Raw genomic sequence first — 20,453 nt, forward strand, 5'->3', positions numbered from 1 at the left:
GCCTCAAGGTCACCCGGTCGACATCTGTGCATGTTCGCTGTCGAATGAGCGATCAGCGGTAAAGGCGCAGGTTAGACGAGCCTTTCCTTGCTGGCGGGAGGGGAATCCGGGGCGTAAGTTTGGTATTGTCAAAGACTGGAGTCAGTCTAAACTTTGCCTCACCTTAGCTCTGGGGGATCCGGTATGGCCATCATCGAAACCGAAGCGGCGCTCCATGAGGCGCACCGCGACAATCACACCCACCGGGATGTGAACGGCGGCTGGCTGCGCCCCGCCGTCTTCGGCGCGATGGACGGCCTGGTCTCCAACCTCGCCCTGATGACCGGTGTCGCGGGCGGCGCGGCCGGTCCGCGGACCGTCGTGATCGCCGGGCTCGCGGGTCTCGCCGCCGGGGCCTTCTCCATGGCCGCCGGTGAGTACACGTCCGTCGCCTCGCAGCGGGAACTCGTCGAGGCGGAACTGGATGTGGAGCGGCGCGAGCTGCGCAAGCATCCCCAGGACGAGGAGGCCGAACTCGCCGCGCTCTATGAGGCGCGCGGGGTCGAGCCCCGGCTGGCGCGGGAAGTGGCGGAACAGCTCTCGCGCGATCCCGAGCAGGCCCTGGAGATACACGCCCGCGAGGAACTCGGCATCGACCCCGGTGATCTGCCGTCGCCGCTGGTCGCCGCCGTCTCGTCGTTCGGTTCCTTCGCGCTGGGCGCCCTGCTTCCCGTACTGCCGTATCTGCTGGGTGCCAGTTCTCTGTGGCCGGCCGTGCTCCTTGCGCTGGTGGGGCTGTTCGCGTGTGGTGCCGTGGTGGCCAAGGTGACGGCGCGGACCTGGTGGTTCAGCGGATTCAGGCAGCTCGCGCTCGGTGGCGCGGCGGCCGGTGTGACGTACGCCCTGGGCAGCCTGCTGGGAACCGCCGTAGGATAGGGGGACTCGCACTTATGCGTTGGGCCGCATAAGTAGCCGTTACTCGCTGGTTTCGATTGCTTAACCACCGGGCATGAGCCGTAAGCGCTGTGGGCAATGAGGCCTGCCGCGCACCCTCGGGGTCGATGACGACGCCTCCCCGGCCCTCGGGCTGACGGACATCGATCTGTCCGCTTCGGTCCCCATTGCTTCCGCCGCCGTGCGCGGTACCCCCGCCGCGACCGCGGCGTCCGCATGTTGGAACGCGGTATCCGGTTCCCGAGAACCGCCCCATCATGTAACCTGCACGAAATTTTGCACTCACGCAGAGGGCCAGCGTCGTCCCTCGGCACCTGCATATGCCAAGTTGACGACGACGGGAGAGCCGATGCGTACGCCGCGCCAGCCGTCCCAGCACTCCGGGAATGGCCAGAACTGGTCGTTCATGGATGCTCGCCCTGCTGCGCAGGGTATGTACGACCCCCGCAACGAGCACGACGCCTGTGGCGTCGGCTTTGTGGCCACCCTCACCGGCGAGGCGAGCCATGCGCTGGTCGAACAGGCGCTCACGGTTCTGCGCAACCTGGAGCATCGCGGCGCCACCGGCTCGGAGCCCGACTCGGGTGACGGCGCCGGCATCCTTTCCCAGGTTCCCGACGCCTTCTTCCGTGAGGTGGCCGGATTCGAACTGCCGCAAGCCGGTGGGTACGCCGTCGGTATCGCCTTCCTGCCCGAGGCCGGCGCGGACGAGGCCGTCTCACGGATCGAGACGATCGCGGCCGACGAGGGCCTGACGGTCCTCGGCTGGCGCGAGGTGCCGGTCGCCCCCGAACTCCTCGGTGCCACCGCCCGCTCGACGATGCCCGCCTTCCGGCAGATCTTCGTCGCCGACGGCGCCGCCGCGCCCGCTACGGGTATCGACCTCGACCGCAAGGCCTTCGTGCTGCGCAAGCGCGCCGAGCGCGAGGCCGACGTCTACTTCCCGTCGCTGTCCGCGCGGACCATCGTCTACAAGGGCATGCTGACCACCGGCCAGCTGGAGCCCTTCTTCCCGGACCTGTCCGACCGCCGCTTCGCCTCCGCGATCGCGCTCGTGCACTCCCGGTTCTCCACCAACACCTTCCCGTCCTGGCCGCTCGCCCACCCGTACCGTTTCGTCGCGCACAACGGCGAGATCAACACGGTCAAGGGCAACCGCAACTGGATGGCGGCCCGCGAGTCCCAGATCGTCTCCGACCTGTTCGGCGAGCAGGACAAGATCGACCGGATCTTCCCGATCTGCACGCCCGAGGCGTCCGACTCCGCGTCCTTCGACGAGGTGCTGGAACTGCTGCACCTGGGCGGCCGTTCGCTGCCGCACTCCGTGCTGATGATGATCCCGGAGGCGTGGGAGAACCACGACTCCATGGACCCGGCCCGACGCGCCTTCTACCAGTTCCACGCCACGATGATGGAGCCCTGGGACGGCCCGGCCTGCGTCACCTTCACCGACGGCACCCAGGTCGGCGCGGTACTCGACCGCAACGGCCTGCGCCCCGGCCGCTACTGGGTCACCGACGACGGCCTCGTCGTCCTCGGCTCCGAGGTCGGCGTCCTCGACATCGACCCCGCCAAGGTCGTCCGCAAGGGCCGGCTGCAGCCCGGCCGGATGTTCCTCGTCGACACCGCCGAGCACCGCATCATCGAGGACGACGAGATCAAGGCCCAGCTCGCCACCGAGATGCCGTACGCGGAGTGGCTCGAAGCCGGCGAGATCGAGCTGTCCGACCTGCCGGAGCGCGAGCACATCGTGCACACCCACGCCTCGGTCACCCGCCGCCAGCAGACCTTCGGCTACACCGAGGAAGAGCTGCGCGTCATCCTCGCGCCGATGGCCAAGGCCGGTGCCGAGCCCATCGGTTCGATGGGTACGGACTCGCCGATCGCCGCGCTGAGCGACCGCCCGCGTCTGCTCTTCGACTACTTCACCCAGCTGTTCGCACAGGTCACCAACCCGCCGCTGGACGCCATCCGCGAAGAGCTGGTCACCTCGCTCCGCAGCTCCCTCGGCCCGCAGGGCAACCTGCTGGAGCCGACGGCCGCCTCATGTCGCAGCGTCACCCTGCCCTTCCCGGTGATCGACAACGACGAGCTGGCCAAGCTCATACACATCAACGCCGACGGCGACATGCCCGGCATGAAGGCCGCGACCCTGTCCGGCCTGTACCGGGTCTCCGGCGGCGGTGACTCCCTCGCCGCGCGCATCGACGAGATCTGCGCCGAGGCCGACGCGGCCATCGACAACGGCGCCCGGCTGATCGTCCTCTCGGACCGCCACTCGGACGCCGAGCACGCGCCGATCCCGTCGCTGCTGCTCACCGCGGCCGTCCACCACCACCTCATCCGCACCAAGCAGCGCACCCACGTGGGCCTGCTGGTGGAGGCCGGTGACGTCCGCGAGGTCCACCACGTCGCCCTGCTCATCGGCTTCGGCGCCGCGGCGGTCAACCCGTACCTGGCGATGGAGTCCGTCGAGGACCTGGTCCGCGCGGGCACGTTCCTTCCCGGCATCGAGGCCGAGCACGCCATCCGCAACCTGATCTACGCGCTCGGCAAGGGCGTTCTGAAGGTCATGTCCAAGATGGGCATCTCGACCGTCGCCTCCTACCGCGGCGCCCAGGTCTTCGAGGCCGTCGGTCTCGACCAGGCCTTCGTCGAGAAGTACTTCAACGGCACCGCCACCAAGATCGGCGGCGTCGGCATCGACGTCATCGCCAAGGAGGTCGCCGCCCGCCACGCGAAGGCGTACCCGGCGAGCGGCATCGCGCCCGCGCACCGCGCCCTCGACATAGGCGGCGAGTACCAGTGGCGCCGCGAGGGCGAACCGCACCTGTTCGACCCGGAGACGGTCTTCCGCCTCCAGCACTCCACCCGCACCGCGAGCTACGACATCTTCAAGAAGTACACGGACCGCGTGAACGAGCAGTCCGAGCGCCTGATGACGCTGCGCGGCCTCTTCGGCTTCAAGTCGGACCGGCAGCCGATCTCCATCGACGAGGTCGAGCCGGTCTCCGAGATCGTCAAGCGCTTCTCGACGGGCGCCATGTCGTACGGCTCCATCTCCAAGGAGGCGCACGAGACCCTCGCCATCGCCATGAACCAGTTGGGCGGCAAGTCCAACACCGGTGAGGGCGGCGAGGACGCGGACCGGCTGTACGACCCGGCCCGCCGTTCGTCGATCAAGCAGGTCGCCTCCGGCCGCTTCGGCGTGACGTCGGAGTACCTGGTCAACGCGGACGACATCCAGATCAAGATGGCCCAGGGCGCCAAGCCCGGCGAGGGCGGCCAGCTGCCCGGCCACAAGGTGTACCCGTGGGTGGCGAAGACCCGGCACTCGACGCCGGGCGTGGGGCTCATCTCCCCGCCGCCGCACCACGACATCTACTCCATCGAGGACCTGGCCCAGCTGATCCACGACCTGAAGAACGCTAACCCGCAGGCGCGGATTCACGTGAAGCTGGTCTCCGAGGTCGGCGTCGGCACGGTCGCCGCCGGTGTGTCGAAGGCGCACGCGGACGTCGTGCTCATCTCGGGTCACGACGGCGGTACGGGCGCGTCGCCGCTGACGTCGCTCAAGCACGCCGGTGGCCCCTGGGAGCTCGGCCTCGCCGAGACCCAGCAGACCCTGCTGCTCAACGGCCTGCGCGACCGCATCGTCGTACAGACCGACGGCCAGCTGAAGACCGGCCGTGACGTGGTCATCGCCGCGCTGCTCGGCGCCGAGGAGTTCGGTTTCGCGACCGCGCCGCTCGTCGTCTCCGGCTGCGTCATGATGCGCGTCTGCCATCTGGACACCTGCCCGGTCGGGATCGCCACGCAGAACCCGGTGCTGCGCGACCGGTACGCGGGCAAGGCCGAACACGTCGTGAACTTCTTCAAGTTCATCGCCGAGGAGGTCCGCGAGATCCTCGCCGAGCTGGGCTTCCGCACCCTCGAGGAGGCCGTCGGCCACGCCGAGACGCTGGACGTCACGCGGGCCATCGACCACTGGAAGGCGCAGGGCCTGGACCTGGAGCCGCTGTTCCACGTGCCCGACCTGCCCGGCGGCGCGGTGCGCCACCAGGTGATCGAGCAGGACCACGGCCTGGAGAAGGCGCTCGACAACGAGCTGATCAAGCTCGCCGCCGACGCTCTGGCCGCCGACTCGGCGACCGACGCCCAGCCGGTGCGCGCCCAGGTCGCCATCCGCAACATCAACCGCACGGTCGGCACCATGCTCGGCCACGAGGTGACCAAGAAGTTCGGTGGCGCGGGCCTGCCCGACGACACCATCGACATCACCTTCACCGGCTCGGCCGGCCAGTCCTTCGGTGCCTTCCTGCCGCGCGGCATCACGCTGCGCCTGGAGGGAGACGCCAACGACTACGTCGGCAAGGGCCTCTCCGGCGGCCGTGTGATCGTGCGTCCCGACCGGGGCGCCGACCACCTCGCCGAGTTCTCGACGATCGCGGGCAACACCATCGCGTACGGCGCGACCGGCGGCGAGCTGTTCCTGCGCGGTCGTACGGGCGAGCGCTTCTGCGTCCGCAACTCCGGCGCGACCGTCGTCGCCGAGGGCGTGGGCGACCACGGCTGCGAGTACATGACCGGCGGTCATGCGGTGGTGCTCGGCGAGACGGGCCGTAACTTCGCGGCCGGTATGTCGGGCGGCATCGCCTACGTGATCGACCTCGACCGCGACAACGTGAACGTCGGCAACGTCGGCGCCATCGAGAAGCTGGACGACACCGACAAGCAGTGGCTGCACGACGTGGTGCGCCGGCACGCGGAGGAGACCGGCTCCACGGTCGCCGGGAAGCTCCTCGCCGAGTGGTCCGAGTCGGTGGACCGCTTCAGCAAGATCATCCCCAGTACGTACAAGGCAGTGCTCGCCGCCAAGGACGCCGCCGAGCGAGCCGGTCTCTCCGAGACCGAGATCACCGAGAAGATGATGGAGGCGGCGACCAATGGCTGATCCCAAGGGCTTTCTCAACCACGGCCGCGAGGTCGCCAAGTCCCGTCCCGTCGAAGAGCGCAAGAAGGACTGGAACGAGGTCTACGTCCCCGGCTCGCTGCTGCCGATCATCAGCAAGCAGGCCAGCCGCTGCATGGACTGCGGCATCCCGTTCTGCCACAACGGCTGTCCGCTGGGGAACCTGATCCCCGAGTGGAACGACTACGCCTACCGCGAGGACTGGGCCGCCGCGTCCGAGCGCCTGCACGCGACCAACAACTTCCCGGAGTTCACCGGTCGCCTCTGCCCGGCGCCCTGCGAGTCGGCGTGTGTGCTCGGCATCAACCAGCCGGCCGTCACCATCAAGAACGTCGAGGTCTCGATCATCGACAAGGCGTGGGAGACCGGTGACGTCGCCCCGCAGATCCCGGAGCGCCTGTCCGGCAAGACGGTCGCGGTCATCGGCTCGGGCCCGGCGGGTCTCGCCGCCGCTCAGCAGCTGACCCGGGCGGGCCACACGGTCGCCGTCTACGAGCGCGCGGACCGTATCGGCGGCCTCCTGCGCTACGGCATCCCCGAGTTCAAGATGGAGAAGCGGCACATCAACCGCCGTATCGAGCAGATGCGCGCGGAGGGCACCCGCTTCCGTACCGGTATCGAGATCGGCCGCGACCTCAAGGCGACCGATCTGAAGAAGCGGTACGACGCGATCGTCATCGCCGCCGGTGCGACGACCGCTCGTGACCTCCCGGTCCCCGGCCGCGAACTCAAGGGCATCCACCAGGCCATGGAGTACCTGCCGCTGGCCAACAAGGTCCAGGAGGGCGACTTCGTGACGCCCCCCATCACGGCCGAGGGCAAGCACGTCGTCGTCATCGGCGGCGGCGACACCGGCGCCGACTGCGTGGGCACGGCCCACCGCCAGGGCGCGGCCTCCGTCACGCAGCTGGAGATCATGCCCAGGCCGGGCGAGGACCGGGCGCCGAACCAGCCGTGGCCGACCTTCCCGATGCTGTACAAGGTCACGTCCGCGCACGAGGAGGGCGGTGAGCGGGTCTACTCCGTCTCCACCACCCACTTCGAGGGCGACGAGGACGGCAACGTCCAGTGGCTGCACCTCACCGAGGTCGAGTTCATCGACGGCAAGCTGACGCAGAAGCCGGGCACGGAGCGCAAGATCCCCGCCCAGCTGGTCACGCTGGCGATGGGCTTCACCGGCACCGACCGGGACAACGGCCTGGTCGAGCAGTTCGGCCTGGACCTCGACGAGCGCGGCAACATCGCCCGTGACGGCGACTTCCAGACCAACGTCCCCGGAGTCTTCGTCGCCGGTGACGCGGGCCGCGGTCAGTCGTTGATCGTCTGGGCGATCGCGGAGGGCCGCTCGGCCGCCCGCGGGTGCGACCGCTTCCTGACCGGCGTGAGCGACCTGCCGGCACCGATCCGTCCGACGGACCGCTCGCTCATGGTCTGATCGGCCCCAAAACGTCCCGCACAAAGGCGTGCGGTACACCCGACGGCGCCTGCCCTCCAGTCCCCGACCGGACGACTGGGCAGGCGCCGCGGCTTTTCTCACGCCAGTGCGCGGGGGTGGGGTGCCGTAGCCTCGGCGTCAGTTCTGGTGAGCGATGGGGGAGTCGGCATGGCCGCGATCAGTCTCAGCAAGGTGGAGGAGACCGCGCCCGCGCTGGTCAGTCTCTACAAGAGCGCCGGGGTGTCGCTCACGAAGCACGGCCTGGACGGGCAGCGGGCGGCGGTCTATCTGGTGGTCGACTACTCCGGGTCGATGAAGCCGTACTACAAGGACGGCAGTGTGCAGGCGCTCGCCGACCGGGTGCTCGGGCTGTCCGCGCACTTCGACGACGACGGAACCGTGCCCGTGGTGTTCTTCTCCACGGACGTCGACGCGGTCACCGACATCGCCCTCGCCGACCATCGCGGCCGGATCGACCGGATCGTGGCCGGGCTCGGGCACATGGGCAAGACCAGCTATCACCTCGCCATGGACGCGGTCATCGACCACTACCTCGACAGCGGCTCCAAGGACCCGGCCCTGGTGGTCTTCCAGACCGACGGCGGCCCGATCAACAAGCTCGCCGCGGAACGGTATCTGTGCAAGGCGGCCAGGCTGCCGATCTTCTGGCAGTTCATCGGCTTCGGCGATCCGAAGAGCCGTCAGTTCGAGTATCTGCGCAAGCTCGACGAGCTGGCGGTGCCGCACAAGCGGGCCGTCGACAACGCCGGGTTCTTCCACGCCGGCCCGGATCCGCGGAAGGTGCCCGACGGCGAGCTGTACGACCGTCTCGTGGACGAGTTCCCGAAGTGGCTGGTGGCGGCGCGGGCGGCGGGGATCGTGGGACCTGCATAGCTGAACGAGGTTCAGCAGCGCGCCCCAAAGGGGCGCGGGGAACTGGGCGACCAGCCACAGCGGGCCCGCTGACGACAGACGGCCTCCCGCGGCACAGCGTTCCCAGCCCAGCCCGCGGAGCGCCCGCCACCCGTCTGCACGCACCGTTGGCTGAGCCGTGACTGCCGTGCCACCCTGAGTGAGATCCGATGGGGAGGCGACGACGCATGGACGGCGCACGATCGGTGGACCAGGCGGCAGGGTCCGCCCGCTCGCGCAGGCAGGCTCCCGGCAGGGGCGAGAAACTCGCGGACTGGGCCGACGGGCGGCTCGGGCTCTACGCCCTGGCCAAGGCCAACATGCGCAAGGTCTTCCCGGACCACCCGTCCTTCATGCTGGGCGAGATCGCGCTCTACAGCTTCATCGTCCTGATCCTCACCGGCGTCTACCTCACCCTGTTCTTCGAGCCGAGCATGGCCGAGGTCGAGTACCACGGCTCGTACGAACCGCTCAACGGCGTCATGATGACCAGGGCGTTCGAGTCCACGCTCGAGATCAGCTTCGATGTGCGCGGCGGGCTGCTGATCCGGCAGATCCACCACTGGGCGGCGCTGGTCTTCGTCATCGCCATGCTCGTGCACATGATGCGGATCTTCTTCACCGGCGCGTTCCGCAAGCCGCGCGAGGTCAACTGGCTCTTCGGCTGGACCCTGCTGATGCTCGGCATCATCACCGGCCTGACCGGCTACTCGCTCCCCGACGACCTGCTCTCCGGCACCGGCATCCGCTTCGCCCAGGGCGCGATCCTGTCCGTCCCGATCGTGGGGACGTATCTGTCGTTCTTCCTCTTCGGCGGGGAGTTCCCCGGGCACGACATCATCTCGCGCCTGTTCCCGATCCACGTCCTGCTGCTGCCCGGGATCATGCTGGGGCTGGTGGCCGCCCATCTGATCCTGGTCTTCTACCACAAGCACACGCAGTATCCCGGCCCCGGCCGTGACAACAGGTCGGTGGTCGGCATGCCCTTCCTGCCGGTCTACATGGCGAAGGCGGGCGGCTTCTTCTTCCTCGTCTTCGGCGTGCTGACGATCATGGGCGGCATCGCCAGCATCAACCCCGTGTGGGCCTTCGGGCCCTACCGACCCGATCTGGTCACGACCGGCGCCCAGCCCGACTGGTATCTCGGCTTCTCCGAGGGGCTGATCCGGGTGATGCCGGGATGGGAGATCAACCTCTGGGGCCACACCCTCGTGCTGGGCGTGTTCATCCCCTTCGCGCTGTTCCCGCTGGTCATGCTCGCGATCGGCGTGTATCCCTTCATCGAGGCATGGGTCACCGGCGACAAACGCGAGCACCACATCCTGGACCGGCCGCGCAACGCGCCCGTGCGCACCGGCCTCGGCGTGGCCTGGCTCAGCCTGTACGTGGTGCTGCTGATCGGCGGCGGCAACGACATCGTGGCCACCCATCTGCATCTGTCCATCAACGACATCACCTGGTTCGTGCGGGTCGCGGTCTTCGTGGTGCCGGTCCTCGCTTACAGCATCACCAAGCGGATCTGTCTCGGTCTCCAGCGCCGCGACCGGAACAAGGTGCTGCACGGCAGGGAGACGGGCACCATCAAGAGGCTGCCGAACGGCGAGTACCTCGAGGTCCATGAACCTGTCTCGCAGGCGCAGTTGTTCACTCTGACCCAGCACGAGCAGAACCCGCCGTACGAGCTCGGTCCGCTCGTCGACGCGGGCGGCGTCCGCCGCCCGGTGAAACCGTCCCAGCGGCTGCGGGCCCGGCTGTCGCGGGCCATGTTCGGGCCCGACAAGCGGATCGAGAAGCCGACGGTGGAGGAGTACCGGGAGGTCACCAGCGGCGACCACCACCCCTGACGACCAGGGCCCGGCACGCGTCAGGAGTGCCCCAGGCGGTGCGCAGGGCGCGGGCCTTGGACAGCCACAGCGACAGGTCGCACTCCGCGGTGTAGCCGATCGCGCCATGCAACTGCAGCGCGGTCCGCGCCGTCGCATACGCCGCCTCGCAGGCCGTGACCTTGGCTGCGGCGACATCAGCGGCGTCCATGGTCAGCGCGGCGCCGAAGAGCAGGGGGCGGGCGAACTCCAGGGCGATCTTCGCGTCGGCCAGCCTGTGCTTGACGGCTTGGAACGAGCCTATGGGGGCGCCGAATTGGGTGCGCTGCTTGACGTAGGCGACGGTCTTGTCGAGGAGGGCGAGTCCGACGCCCAGCGCATGGGCGGCGGTGGTGAGGCGGGCCCAGGTGAGGGCTTGCTCGACGGGCGGGGTGGGGGTGAGGAGTTCGCCGCCCGGGGTGAGGGGGGTGAGGCGGCGGGCGGGGTCGAGGGACGGGCGGACGGGGCCGTGGCCGGGGGACAGGTGGAGGGCGTCGGGGGTGAGGGCGAGACGGATCGTGGCCGCGTCGCCGTCGAGGGCGTACGGGCTGTCGTACGCGACCGTCGCCATGGTCTCGCCGGAGGCGAGGGGCGGGAGCAGGCGTTCGGCCTTGGTGAGCAGTACTGCCGCGGTCACGGTCTCCACCAGCGGGCCGGGCACCGCGTGTCGCCCCAACTCGACGAAAGCGACGGCGAGTTCGACGGGCCGGGGGCCCAGCCCGTCGTACTCCTCCGGTACCGCCAGTGCGAACACGCCCGCTTCGGCGATACGGCCCCACAGCGCGCACCCGCTGCCGTGCTCGCCGCGACTCCACTCCCGTACCACCGACGGCGTGTCCGCGGAGGTCAGCATCGCGTCCAGCGAGGCGGCGAACGCGCGCTGCTCGGCGTCGAGGAGGAAGCGCATCAGCGGCGTCCTTTCGGCATCAGGGCGTTCCTTCGGGCATCATCGCGGCCCCTTTTCTGTGCGTCCCTGTGCGTCGCGCTTCCTTCGGCGTCGGCGGAGCCCTCGCGCATCAGCGGCGTCCCTTCGGGAGGCCGAGCAGGCGTTCGGCGATGATGTCCCGCTGGATCTCGTTCGTGCCGGCGTAGATCGGGCCGGCGAGGGCGAAGACGTACCGCTCCGACCAGTCCGTGTCCGCGAACTCGCCCTCCTCGGCCAGGAGGTCGAGGGCCGTCTCGTGCAGCGCGATGTCGTACTCGGACCAGAAGACCTTGTTCAGGCTGGACTCCGGGCCGAGTTCCTGGCCGTCGAGGAAGCGGGAGGCGGCGGCGTAGGTGAAGAGCTGGTAGGCGCGGGCGCCGATCAGGGCGTCGGCGACACGGCGCTTCGTGGATTCCGGTTCTCCTTGTGCCTGCCAGAGCGTCAGCAGGCGGTCGGCGCTCGCCAGGAAGCGGCCCGGGGAGCGCAGTTTCAGCCCGCGTTCGTTGCCCGCTGTCGACATGGCGATCCGCCAGCCCTGCCCGGGTTCGCCGATCACGTCCTCGTCCGGCACGAACACCTCGTCCAGGAACAGCTCGGCGAAGGCGGGCTTTCCGTCGAGGCGGCCGATGGGGCGGACGGTGACGCCCGGTGCGCGCAGGTCGAACATCAGGTAGGTCAGGCCCTGGTGGGGCTTCGGGGTGTCCGGCTCGGTGCGGAACAGGCCGAACGCGCGGTCGGCGAAGGCGGCCCGTGACGACCAGGTCTTCTGCCCGGTGAGCAGCCAGCCGCCGTCTGTGCGGACGGCCCTGGCCTTCAGGGATGCCAGGTCCGAACCGGCCTCGGGCTCCGACCACGCCTGGGCCCAGATGACCTCGCCGGAGGCCATCGGCGGCAGCACGCGCGCGCGTTGTCGCTCCGTGCCGTGGTCGAAGAGGGTGGGGGCGAGGAGGCTGATGCCGTTCTGGCTGACGCGGCCGGGTGCGCCCGCCGCGTAGTACTCCTCCTCGAAGATCAGCCATCTGATCAGGCCCGCGTCCCGGCCGCCGTACGCGCTCGGCCAGTCCACCACCGACCAGTGGTCCGCGGCCAGTTCGGCCTCCCACGCGCGGTGAGCCCGGAAGCCTTCCTCGGTCTCCAGGGAGGGGAGCGGGGCGGACGGCACGTGGGCCTGCAGCCAGGCGCGGGCCTCGGCCCGGAAGGCGTCCTCTTCGTGTGTGAAGGCGAGATCCATCGGTGCGTCCCCCTCAGCCGTGATCTCCGCGGCGGTCTTCTCGCGGTCTTCCCTAACAAGTGTTTGGTAGGTTAGCGTGTCCCTATGACAGGCGTCGAGAGTCCGGCCTACGTGCCCGGGCACGGGCTGCTGAAGGGACGCACCGCCGTCATCACCGCGGCGGCCGGGGCGGGGATCGGCGGGGCGACCGCGCGGCGCTTCCTGGAGGAGGGCGCGCGCGTGCTGATCAGCGACGCGCATGTGCGGCGGCTCAAGGAGTACGAGGCCGAGCTGGCCGGGGAGTTCGGGTCGGCCGTCGCTGCGCTGCCGTGCGATGTCACCGACGAGACGCAGGTCAGTGCGTTGTTCGAGGCGGCGGCCGAAATGCACGGTCGGCTGGATGTCGTCGTCAACAATGCCGGGCTCGGCGGGACTTCGGACCTCGTCGACATGACCGACGAGCAGTGGTCGAAGGTGCTCGATGTGACGCTGAACGGGACGTTCCGGTGCACCCGGGCGGCCCTACGGCTGTTCCAGGCCGGCAGCGACGGTGGGGTGATCGTCAACAACGCGTCCGTCGTCGGCTGGCGTGCCCAGGCCGGACAGGCGCACTACGCCGCCGCGAAGGCCGGGGTGATGGCGCTGACCCGGAGCGCGGCGGTGGAGGCCGCCGAGTTCGGTGTGCGAGTCAACGCGGTCTCACCGAGCCTCGCCATGCATCCGCACCTGGTGAAGGTGACCAGCCCCGACCTGCTGGCCGAGCTGACCCGGCGGGAGGCCTTCGGGCGGTACGCCGAGCCCTGGGAGGTGGCCAACGTGATCGTGTTCCTGGCGTCGGACTACTCCTCGTACATGACCGGAGAGGTCGTCTCCGTCAGCAGTCGGCATCCCTGATCACGGAGGACCATGGAGCGCCCACAATGTGCTTGTGCCTACGAAGAAGAAGCCCCAGGTGACCGCCGCCCCCGAGCGCCGGCGCGAGCTCCTCGACACCGCCGCCGAAGTCTTCGCCGAGCAGGGTTACAACGCCACCACCGTCCGCAAGATCGCGGACCACGCGGGGATGCTGGCCGGCAGCCTCTACTACCACTTCGACTCCAAGGAATCGATGCTGGAGGAGATCCTGCGAACCTTCCTCGACGAGCTCTGGAACGGGTACGACGCCGTCCTGGGCGCCGCCGAACTGGGCCCGCGCGAGACGCTGGAGGCCCTGGTCACCGAGTCGTTCCGGGAGATCGACCGGCACCGCGCCGCCGTCGCGATCTACCAGAAGGAGTCCAAGCACCTCGTGGCGCAGGAGCGGTTCGCGTTCCTCGCCGAATCGCAGCGCAAGTTCGAGAAGGCGTGGCTGTCCACGCTGGAGCGCGGGGTCGCGGCCGAGGTCTTCCGGTCCGACCTCGACGTCCGGCTCACCTACCGGTTCGTGCGGGACACGGTGTGGGTCGCCGCGTCCTGGTACCGGCCCGGCGGACACCACAGCCCCGAGGAGATCGCCCGGCAGTACCTGTCGATGGTGCTGGACGGGATCGCCGTACGTAGATAACCCACTGCTGGAGTCCGGAAGTCTGGGGAGTTGCCATGGCCGAGGCCTACATCGTCGAAGCGGTCCGTACGCCCGTGGGGCGGCGCGGGGGAGGACTGAGCGGGGTCCATCCGGCCGACCTGGGCGCGCATGTGCTGAAGGAACTGGTCGCGCGGTCGGGCATCGATCCCGCCGCCGTCGAGGACGTCGTCTTCGGCTGCCTGGACGCGGTCGGGCCGCAGGCCGGCGACATCGCCCGCACCTGCTGGCTGGCGGCCGGGCTGCCGGAGGAGGTGCCGGGTGTCACGGTGGACCGGCAGTGCGGGTCCTCGCAGCAGGCCGTGCACTTCGCGGCGCAGGGCGTGCTCTCCGGGACGCAGGACCTGGTCGTCGCGGGCGGTGTGCAGAACATGTCGCAGATCCCGATCGCCTATGCGACGCGGCAGGCCGCCGAGCCGCTGGGTTTCACCCAGGGGCCCTTCGCGGGCAGTGAGGGCTGGCGGGCGCGGTACGGGGACCGGGCGGTCAACCAGTTCGTCGGTGCCGAGATGATCGCCGGCAAGTGGGGGATCAGCAGGCAGGACCAGGAGGAGTTCGCGCTGCGCTCGCACCGGCGGGCGCTGCGGGCGATCGACGAGGGCCGCTTCCAGCGCGAGACCGTGCCGTACGGCGAGGTGACCGTCGACGAAGGGCCACGCCGGGACACCTCCCTGGAGAAGATGGCCGGGCTCAAGCCGGTCATCGACGGCGGCACGATCACGGCCGCCTGCTCCTCTCAGGTCTCCGACGGCGCGGCTGCCATGCTGCTGGCCTCCGAGCGGGCGGTGCGTGAGCACGGGCTGACGCCGCGCGCCCGAGTCCACCATCTCTCGGTGCGCGGCGAGGACCCGATCCGGATGCTGACCGCTCCGATACCGGCCACCGCCCACGCCCTGAAGAAGACCGGCCTCTCCATCGACGCGATCGACCTCGTCGAGATCAACGAGGCCTTCGCTCCCGTCGTCCTGGCCTGGCTCAAGGAGACGGGCGCGGATCCGGAGAAGGTCAACGTCAACGGCGGTGCGATTGCGCTCGGTCACCCGCTCGGTGCGACCGGTGCGAAGCTGATGACGACGCTGCTGCATGAGCTGGAGCGCACGGGTGGGCGGTTCGGGCTGCAGACGATGTGTGAGGGTGGGGGGCAGGCGAACGTGACGATCATTGAGAGGCTGTGACGCTGCGCTCCGCTGGGGGTGGCGTGATGGGCCGTCGGTTGTCTGCGGCTTCGTTGTGGCTGGTCGCGCAGTTCCCCGCGCCCCTTACGGGGCGCTGCTGAACTGTTGGCTGCTAGGGGGCCGTTAGTCGTTCCCGTGTCTCTTCCGCCTCCTTCATGATCCGGTCGATTAGTTCTGCGCATGTCGGCAGGTCGTCGATGACTCCGGCGACCTGTCCCGACGCCATTACCCCGAGGTCCGTGCGTCCGTCCACCATCGACGCTCTGAGCAGCATCGGGGTGTTCGCGGCGAGTAGGACCTGGCTCCAGGACAGGTTCTTGCCGTGTTTGAGGGCGAGGCCGTCGCGGAGCATCGTCGGCCAGTTGATGCCGGACAGCTTGCGGAAGCGGGCCGCGTGGTTCATGGCTCGGAGGAGGGTTCTGGTGCGGCCGGAGTTCTCCAGCGAGTCGACCAGGTCCGTGCGGAGCATGCGGTGGGGCAGGCCGTCGACCGCTCGGGTGACCGTGACGTCCCGGACGCTCGCCGTCAGGTAGCGCGCCTTGACCGCGTCCGGCACCGTCGAGTCCGAGGTGAGCAGGAAGCGGGTGCCCATGGCGACGCCCGCCGCCCCGTAGGCCAGCGCCGCGACCAGGCCCCGGCCGTCGAAGAAGCCGCCCGCCGCCACCACGGGTATCCGCACCGCGTCCACGACCTGCGGCAGCAGCACCGTCGTCGCCACCTCGCCGGTGTGTCCGCCGCCCTCCCCGCCCTGCACGATCACCGCGTCCGCGCCCCAGGCCGCGACCTTCTCGGCATGGCGCCGGGCACCGACCGTCGGGATCACGACCACGCCCGCGTCCTTGAGCGTGCCGATCAGCTCCGGGGAGGGCGCCAGCGCGAAGGAGGCGACTCGTACGCCTTCCTCGATCAGGATCCGTGCCCTCTCGCCTGCGTCGGAGGCGTCGGCGCGGAGGTTGACCCCGAAGGGCGCCGTCGTACGGGACGTGACCTCGCGTATCGCCTCGCGCAGCCGGTCGGTCGTCATGGTCGCTGAGGCCAGGATGCCCAGCCCGCCCGCGTTCGCCGTCGCCGAGACCAGACGCGGGCCCGCCACCCAGCCCATGCCCGTCTGCACGATCGGGTGGCGGACCCCGACCAGCCGGGTGAGCGCGGTGTCCATCAGGCCCTCGCCTCCTCGGGGACCTCACGCGCGCGCCGGTTGTCCGGGTCGATCACCTCGCGGATCAGGCGCAGTTCGGCGGGCGTCGGCTCGCGGGTGGACGGCACCTCGTCCGGGATCGTCAGCGCGAACCCCGTCGCATCGCTGACCTCCTCGACGGTCACACCCGGATGCAGCGAGGCCAGCCGCATCGAGCGGTCCGGGGTGTCGAAGTCGAAGACGCCGAGGTCGGAGACGACCCGCGGGATGCGGTGATGGCGGGCACCGCCCGCATGGTCGTACCCCACCCCGCACACCATGTCGACCTTCTCCACGAACACCCGCCGGGAATGCTTCGGGATCCAGTAACTGGTCGGATTGTTGAGGGTGTTGACCGGCGCGCCCCGCACCCCCAGAAGCTGCCGCTTCGGCTTCTCCCAGTCGCCGATGCAGGAGATGTTCTGGTTGCCGAAGCGGTCGATCTGACTCGCGCCCATCATGACGTGCCGCCGGCCGCCGGTGACGAGGGTCAGATGCTGTCGATACGGCAGCCAGCCCTCGACGGTGCCGTCCACGTCGACCAGCATCGCCTCACTGTCGGTCAGCAACAGGTCCGGCGCGAAGGTGAGCCGGGCGAGACGCGCGCCGACGGAGGGGATCAGGCCCATGGGACTCGCCAGGATCTCACCGGCACCGCGCCAGGCCTCGGCGCAGGCGATCACACAGAACTCACTCCGCGTCACGGTCATGTCCCCTCCATCTCGGGCCCGTTGAGGAACCGCTCGGCGAACTCCGTCCAGGGTGTGGTCGCGTACTCCTTCTGCATGGCCTCGTCTCGCCCGTAGTCGGGGGCGCAGGACGTGAAGTGCGCGCCGCCCGGCACCTCCACCACGCCCGTCACCACATGACGCTTGATCAGCAAGGTCTGGGGTGCGGCCTCCTTCGTCAGCTCGGCGGTGTCCACGATCCGCTCGCACGAGACGAACGCCGCGTCCGCCGCCTCGCAGAACAAGTCGTCGAAATACGGGTCGGGCCCCAGATACTGGCCGTTGCCCCGCCGGTCGGCGCGGTTCACGTGGACCAAGGCCGCGTCCAGGCGCAGGGCGGGCATCGCCACGAACGTCTCCCCGTCGTCGTACGGCGACGTCACCGTCCGCAGACCCGGGTTGACCCGCATCACGTCGGAACCGATGCCGGCTCGCACCGGCAGGAAGGGCAGCCGGTTCGCCGCCGCGTGCAGCCCCCACATGAACATCGCCTCGTCGATCTCCATCAGCTCCAGCTCCCCCCGCTCGCGGGCCGCCCGGTAGTGCGGTTCGAGGGGGATCGAGTCGAGGGTGACGAAGGGGGCGACCAGTTTGCGGATCCGTCCGGCGGCGGCGAGCATGCCGACGTCCGGGCCGCCGTACGACACCACGGTGAGGTCGGTGACGCCGGACCGGAGCACCGCTCTCACCAGGGCCATCGGTTTGCGACGCGAGCCCCAGCCGCCGATGCCGAGGGTCATGCCGCTCTCCAGCCCGGCAACGGCCTCGTCGGCGGTCATCGTCTTGTCGCCCACGGTGGTCATCGTCTTGTCCCCCACGGCGGTCATCGTCCTGTCGCCCACTCAGTCACCGTCCTTTCCAAAGGAGTTGCGTCCAAAGGTGTCGCGGACCCGGTCGCCCACGCCGCTCACGCTCGCCTCGTAGGTGAAGCCCTGCTCGAAGCGGTAGCTGCGGCGCACGTCCACCGGATCGATGCCGTTGATGGCGGCCTTGGCCAGCCGGAGCAGCTCCCCGTCCTTCGCGGCTATCTCGCGGGCCAACTCCAGGGCGGCCGAAAAGAGTTCCTCGCGCGGCACCACCCGCCACACCGAGCCGTGCGCGTGCAGCTCGGCCGCCGTCGCCGTCCGCGAGGTGTAGTACAGGGCGCGCATCAGGTGCTGCGGGACCAGCCGGGCCAGGTGGGTGGCGGCGCCCAGCGCTCCACGGTCCAGCTCGGGCAGCCCGAAAGCGGCGTCCTCGCTCGCCACGATCACATCCGCGTTCCCCACAAGACCGATGCCCCCTCCCAGGCAGAAGCCCTGCACCGCCGCCACCACAGGCACCTCGCACTCGTACACCGCCGAGAACGCCGCGAAGCAGCCCCGGTTGGCGCCGACCAGCGCGCTCTGCCCACGCGCCTGTATCTCCTTGATGTCCACGCCCGCGTTGAACCCCCGCCCCTCGGCGGCCAGCACCACGCACCGCACCTCCGGGTCACGGCCGGCCGCGCGCACCGCGTCGGCCAGCGCGAACCAGCCGTCCACCGGAAGGGCGTTCACCGGCGGGAAGTCGACTGTGACAACGGCGATTCCGTCTTTTTCGGACCCCGTTTCCGGGGACGAGGTGGAGACACCCATGGACGCATCAGCTACCTTCGCACTCAGCTACCTTTCCACCAAACATTTGTTAGGTGTGAGGCTTCGAAGCTAGCAGCAGGCGGATCGCGGCGGGAGGCCCTGTGGAAAACCAAGCGCCAGACCCTGTGGAAAACTCCGGCCATCCCCGCGACCGGCCCCTCGGTGGCCGCCTCGTCGTCGTCACCGGCGGCACCCGCGGCGTCGGCGCGGGCATCGCGAAGGCGTTCGTCGAGGCGGGCGCGGAGGTCGTCACCTGCGCACGCCGGCCTCCCGAAGACCCCGTCGAGGGAACCGAGTTCGTGCCGGTGGACCTGCGGGACCCGGAGGCCGTGCGTGCCTTCTTCGGCGGACTGTCCCGGCTCGACGTGCTGGTCAACAACGCGGGCGGCAGCCCCTTCCGACGGCTGACCGACGCGGACGCCGAGCGGCACGCACGGGTCGTCGAGCTGAACCTGATCGCTCCACTGACCGTCTCCCTCGCCGCGTACGAGCACCTCAAGCGGTCCCGTGGCGCCGTCGTCATGATCGGCAGCGTCAGCGGCGACCGCCCTTCACCCGGCACGGCGGCGTACGGCGCGGCCAAGGCGGGCCTGGAGAGCCTCGCCCGGTCCATGGCCGTGGAGTGGGCGCCGGAGGTCCGCGTCAACACCCTCGTCGTCGGCATGGTCCGCACGGAGCTGTCCCACCTGCACTACGGCGGCGACGACGGCATCGAGGCGGTCGGCCGCACCGTCCCGCTCGGCCGCCTCGCCGATCCCGCCGACGTCGGCGCCGCCGCGGTCTTCCTCGCCTCCGACGCGGCCGCCTACATCAGCGGGGCGAACCTGCTGGTGCACGGGGGAGGGGAGCGGCCCGCCTTCCTGGACGCCGCAACCGCCAACAAAGAGACGTGAGATGGGCCCCGGGGGAGACAAGAGCGATGAGTCGACAAGGAGACGCAACAATGACCCGCACCATGACCGGAATCTGCGACGGACGCGTCGTGATCGTCACCGGCGCGGGCCGTGGCCTCGGCCGCGCCCACGCGCTGGCGTTCGCCGCCGAGGGCGCGCGGGTCGTCGTCAACGACCTCGGCGTCGGCCTGGACGGCACACCGGGCCCCGACAGCCCGGCCGGCCAGGTCGTCGACGAGATCCGCGCGGCGGGCGGCGAGGCGGTCGCGCACGGCGGCGACATCGCCACGACCGACGGCGCCGCCGCACTGATCCGGACCGCCCTGGAGACCTACGGTCGGCTCGACACGCTCGTCAACAATGCGGGCTTCCTGCGCGACCGGATGCTGGTCAACCTGGACGAGGACGACTGGGACGCCGTCGTACGCGTCCACCTCAAGGGTCACTTCCTGCCTCTGAAGCACGCCGCCGCGCACTGGCGCGCCGAGGCCAAGGCGGGCCGTCTGCCCGACGCGCGGATCGTCAACACCAGCAGCGGTGCGGGGCTGCTCGGCTCGGTCGGACAGGGCAACTACAGCGCGGCGAAGGCCGGAATCGTCGGTCTGACGCTGGTCGCCGCGGCCGAGCTGGGGCGCTACGGGGTTCAGGTCAACGCGATCGCCCCCGCGGCCCGGACCCGGATGACGGAACGTACCTTCGCCGAGACCATGGCGGCACCGGACACCGGCTTCGACACGATGGCCCCGGAGAACGTCTCGCCGCTGGTGGTCTGGCTGGGCTCGGCGGGGAGCGCGGGGGTGACCGGGCGGGTCTTCGAGGCGGAGGGGGGCAGGGTCACGGTCATGGAGGGCTGGCGCCCGGGACCGACCGCCGACAAGGGGGCGCGGTGGGATGCGGGGGAGGTGGGGGAGACGGTGCTGAAGTTGTTGGAGGAGGCGGAGGTGCCGGGAGAGGTGTATGGGGCGTAGATCAGCGCTCCGAAGGGGCGCGAGGCTGTATCGATTTGCGGCTCCGCCGCGTGGGCGCGACCAGCCACGACGGACCCGCACGCGAC

At 69.9% G+C, this 20,453-nt stretch carries 16 protein-coding genes; 10 read left to right on the plus strand and 6 right to left on the minus strand.

All coding sequences use genetic code 11. The features are described from left to right. Positions 1 to 183 precede the first annotated feature (183 nt). The 5 genes from OG828_RS36380 to qcrB all read left to right on the plus strand — a co-directional run bounded on the left by OG828_RS36380 (position 184) and on the right by qcrB (position 10,096). Positions 184 to 915: a VIT1/CCC1 transporter family protein gene (locus OG828_RS36380; protein ID WP_328503561.1), complete on the plus strand. Its 732-nt coding sequence runs from the start codon at positions 184 to 186 to the stop codon at positions 913 to 915. A gap of 367 nt (positions 916 to 1,282) precedes the next feature. After that, the gene (gene gltB / locus OG828_RS36385; protein WP_328366421.1) at positions 1,283 to 5,887 is read left to right on the plus strand and encodes a glutamate synthase large subunit; all 4,605 of its coding nucleotides are present in this window, start codon (positions 1,283 to 1,285) and stop codon (positions 5,885 to 5,887) included. Then, on the plus strand, positions 5,880 to 7,340 hold the full coding sequence (locus OG828_RS36390; protein WP_328366423.1) for a glutamate synthase subunit beta: 1,461 nt from the start codon (positions 5,880 to 5,882) through the stop codon (positions 7,338 to 7,340). Before gltB ends, OG828_RS36390 begins: the two co-directional genes overlap by 8 nt. A 168-nt stretch (positions 7,341 to 7,508) precedes the next feature. Continuing rightward, positions 7,509 to 8,234, plus strand: a complete 726-nt coding sequence (locus OG828_RS36395; protein ID WP_328503562.1) for a vWA domain-containing protein — start codon at positions 7,509 to 7,511, stop codon at positions 8,232 to 8,234. Positions 8,235 to 8,440: 206 nt separating this feature from the next. After that, positions 8,441 to 10,096, plus strand: a complete 1,656-nt coding sequence (gene qcrB, locus OG828_RS36400; RefSeq protein ID WP_328503563.1) for a cytochrome bc1 complex cytochrome b subunit — start codon at positions 8,441 to 8,443, stop codon at positions 10,094 to 10,096. Here the strand turns inward: qcrB and OG828_RS36405 are convergent. Both OG828_RS36405 and OG828_RS36410 read right to left on the minus strand, forming a co-directional pair. Beyond that, positions 10,071 to 11,021, minus strand: a complete 951-nt coding sequence (locus OG828_RS36405) for an acyl-CoA dehydrogenase family protein (RefSeq protein ID WP_328503564.1) — start codon at positions 11,019 to 11,021, stop codon at positions 10,071 to 10,073. The two genes, qcrB and OG828_RS36405, sit on opposite strands and share 26 nt — an antisense overlap. A 109-nt stretch (positions 11,022 to 11,130) precedes the next feature. Beyond that, positions 11,131 to 12,270, minus strand: coding sequence for an acyl-CoA dehydrogenase family protein (locus OG828_RS36410; protein ID WP_328503565.1), 1,140 nt, complete (start codon positions 12,268 to 12,270; stop codon positions 11,131 to 11,133). A gap of 84 nt (positions 12,271 to 12,354) precedes the next feature. Between OG828_RS36410 and OG828_RS36415 the strand changes: the two genes are divergently transcribed. Genes OG828_RS36415 through OG828_RS36425 form a run of 3 tightly spaced genes read left to right on the plus strand, consistent with a single transcriptional unit; the run spans position 12,355 to position 14,985 of the window. Beyond that, positions 12,355 to 13,143 (plus strand): SDR family oxidoreductase, encoded by a 789-nt coding sequence (locus OG828_RS36415; protein ID WP_328441156.1) that lies wholly within the window; start codon positions 12,355 to 12,357, stop codon positions 13,141 to 13,143. A gap of 34 nt (positions 13,144 to 13,177) precedes the next feature. Beyond that, entirely contained in the window at positions 13,178 to 13,792 is a 615-nt protein-coding gene (locus OG828_RS36420) for a TetR/AcrR family transcriptional regulator (protein ID WP_328366438.1), read from the plus strand. Positions 13,793 to 13,827: 35 nt separating this feature from the next. Next, on the plus strand, positions 13,828 to 14,985 hold the full coding sequence (locus OG828_RS36425; RefSeq protein ID WP_328441157.1) for an acetyl-CoA C-acetyltransferase: 1,158 nt from the start codon (positions 13,828 to 13,830) through the stop codon (positions 14,983 to 14,985). 112 nt (positions 14,986 to 15,097) lie between these two features. On the opposite strand, the gene OG828_RS36430 is transcribed toward OG828_RS36425, so the two are convergent. From OG828_RS36430 to OG828_RS36445, 4 genes are read right to left on the minus strand one after another with little or no spacing between them, the layout of a single operon-like run. Further along, positions 15,098 to 16,144, minus strand: coding sequence for an NAD(P)H-dependent flavin oxidoreductase (locus OG828_RS36430; RefSeq protein WP_328503566.1), 1,047 nt, complete (start codon positions 16,142 to 16,144; stop codon positions 15,098 to 15,100). Then, the gene (locus OG828_RS36435) at positions 16,144 to 16,872 is read right to left on the minus strand and encodes a CoA-transferase subunit beta (protein ID WP_328503567.1); all 729 of its coding nucleotides are present in this window, start codon (positions 16,870 to 16,872) and stop codon (positions 16,144 to 16,146) included. The genes OG828_RS36430 and OG828_RS36435 overlap by 1 nt, the downstream gene beginning before the upstream one ends. Then, positions 16,869 to 17,684, minus strand: a complete 816-nt coding sequence (locus tag OG828_RS36440) for a CoA transferase subunit A (RefSeq protein WP_328505002.1) — start codon at positions 17,682 to 17,684, stop codon at positions 16,869 to 16,871. Before OG828_RS36440 ends, OG828_RS36435 begins: the two co-directional genes overlap by 4 nt. Before the next feature lie 48 nt (positions 17,685 to 17,732). Continuing rightward, positions 17,733 to 18,506: an enoyl-CoA hydratase family protein gene (locus OG828_RS36445; protein ID WP_328366447.1), complete on the minus strand. Its 774-nt coding sequence runs from the start codon at positions 18,504 to 18,506 to the stop codon at positions 17,733 to 17,735. A gap of 101 nt (positions 18,507 to 18,607) precedes the next feature. Here OG828_RS36445 and OG828_RS36450 point away from each other — a divergent pair, with 101 nt between their 5' ends. Further along, complete coding sequence (locus OG828_RS36450; protein WP_443062463.1) at positions 18,608 to 19,399, plus strand: SDR family oxidoreductase; 792 nt, start codon at positions 18,608 to 18,610, stop codon at positions 19,397 to 19,399. A 62-nt stretch (positions 19,400 to 19,461) separates the two neighbouring features. Then, the gene (locus OG828_RS36455; RefSeq protein ID WP_328505004.1) at positions 19,462 to 20,367 is read left to right on the plus strand and encodes an SDR family oxidoreductase; all 906 of its coding nucleotides are present in this window, start codon (positions 19,462 to 19,464) and stop codon (positions 20,365 to 20,367) included. The last annotated feature ends 86 nt before the right edge of the window (positions 20,368 to 20,453 follow it).

The organism is Streptomyces sp. NBC_00457, from assembly GCF_036014015.1.
Classification (GTDB): Bacteria; Actinomycetota; Actinomycetes; order Streptomycetales; family Streptomycetaceae; genus Streptomyces.

Excerpts from the sequence above, each read along its gene's own strand:
- OG828_RS36380 (WP_328503561.1), top strand. The coding sequence starts at position 184 with ATGGCCATCATCGAAACCGAAGCGGCGCTCCATGAGGCGCACCGCGAC.
- gltB (WP_328366421.1), top strand. The coding sequence starts at position 1,283 with ATGCGTACGCCGCGCCAGCCGTCCCAGCACTCCGGGAATGGCCAGAAC.
- OG828_RS36390 (WP_328366423.1), top strand. The coding sequence starts at position 5,880 with ATGGCTGATCCCAAGGGCTTTCTCAACCACGGCCGCGAGGTCGCCAAG.
- OG828_RS36395 (WP_328503562.1), top strand. The coding sequence starts at position 7,509 with ATGGCCGCGATCAGTCTCAGCAAGGTGGAGGAGACCGCGCCCGCGCTG.
- qcrB (WP_328503563.1), top strand. The coding sequence starts at position 8,441 with ATGGACGGCGCACGATCGGTGGACCAGGCGGCAGGGTCCGCCCGCTCG.
- OG828_RS36405 (WP_328503564.1), bottom strand. The coding sequence starts at position 11,021 with ATGCGCTTCCTCCTCGACGCCGAGCAGCGCGCGTTCGCCGCCTCGCTG.
- OG828_RS36410 (WP_328503565.1), bottom strand. The coding sequence starts at position 12,270 with ATGGATCTCGCCTTCACACACGAAGAGGACGCCTTCCGGGCCGAGGCC.
- OG828_RS36415 (WP_328441156.1), top strand. The coding sequence starts at position 12,355 with ATGACAGGCGTCGAGAGTCCGGCCTACGTGCCCGGGCACGGGCTGCTG.
- OG828_RS36425 (WP_328441157.1), top strand. The coding sequence starts at position 13,828 with ATGGCCGAGGCCTACATCGTCGAAGCGGTCCGTACGCCCGTGGGGCGG.
- OG828_RS36430 (WP_328503566.1), bottom strand. The coding sequence starts at position 16,144 with ATGGACACCGCGCTCACCCGGCTGGTCGGGGTCCGCCACCCGATCGTG.
- OG828_RS36435 (WP_328503567.1), bottom strand. The coding sequence starts at position 16,872 with ATGACCGTGACGCGGAGTGAGTTCTGTGTGATCGCCTGCGCCGAGGCC.
- OG828_RS36445 (WP_328366447.1), bottom strand. The coding sequence starts at position 18,506 with ATGGGTGTCTCCACCTCGTCCCCGGAAACGGGGTCCGAAAAAGACGGA.
- OG828_RS36455 (WP_328505004.1), top strand. The coding sequence starts at position 19,462 with ATGACCGGAATCTGCGACGGACGCGTCGTGATCGTCACCGGCGCGGGC.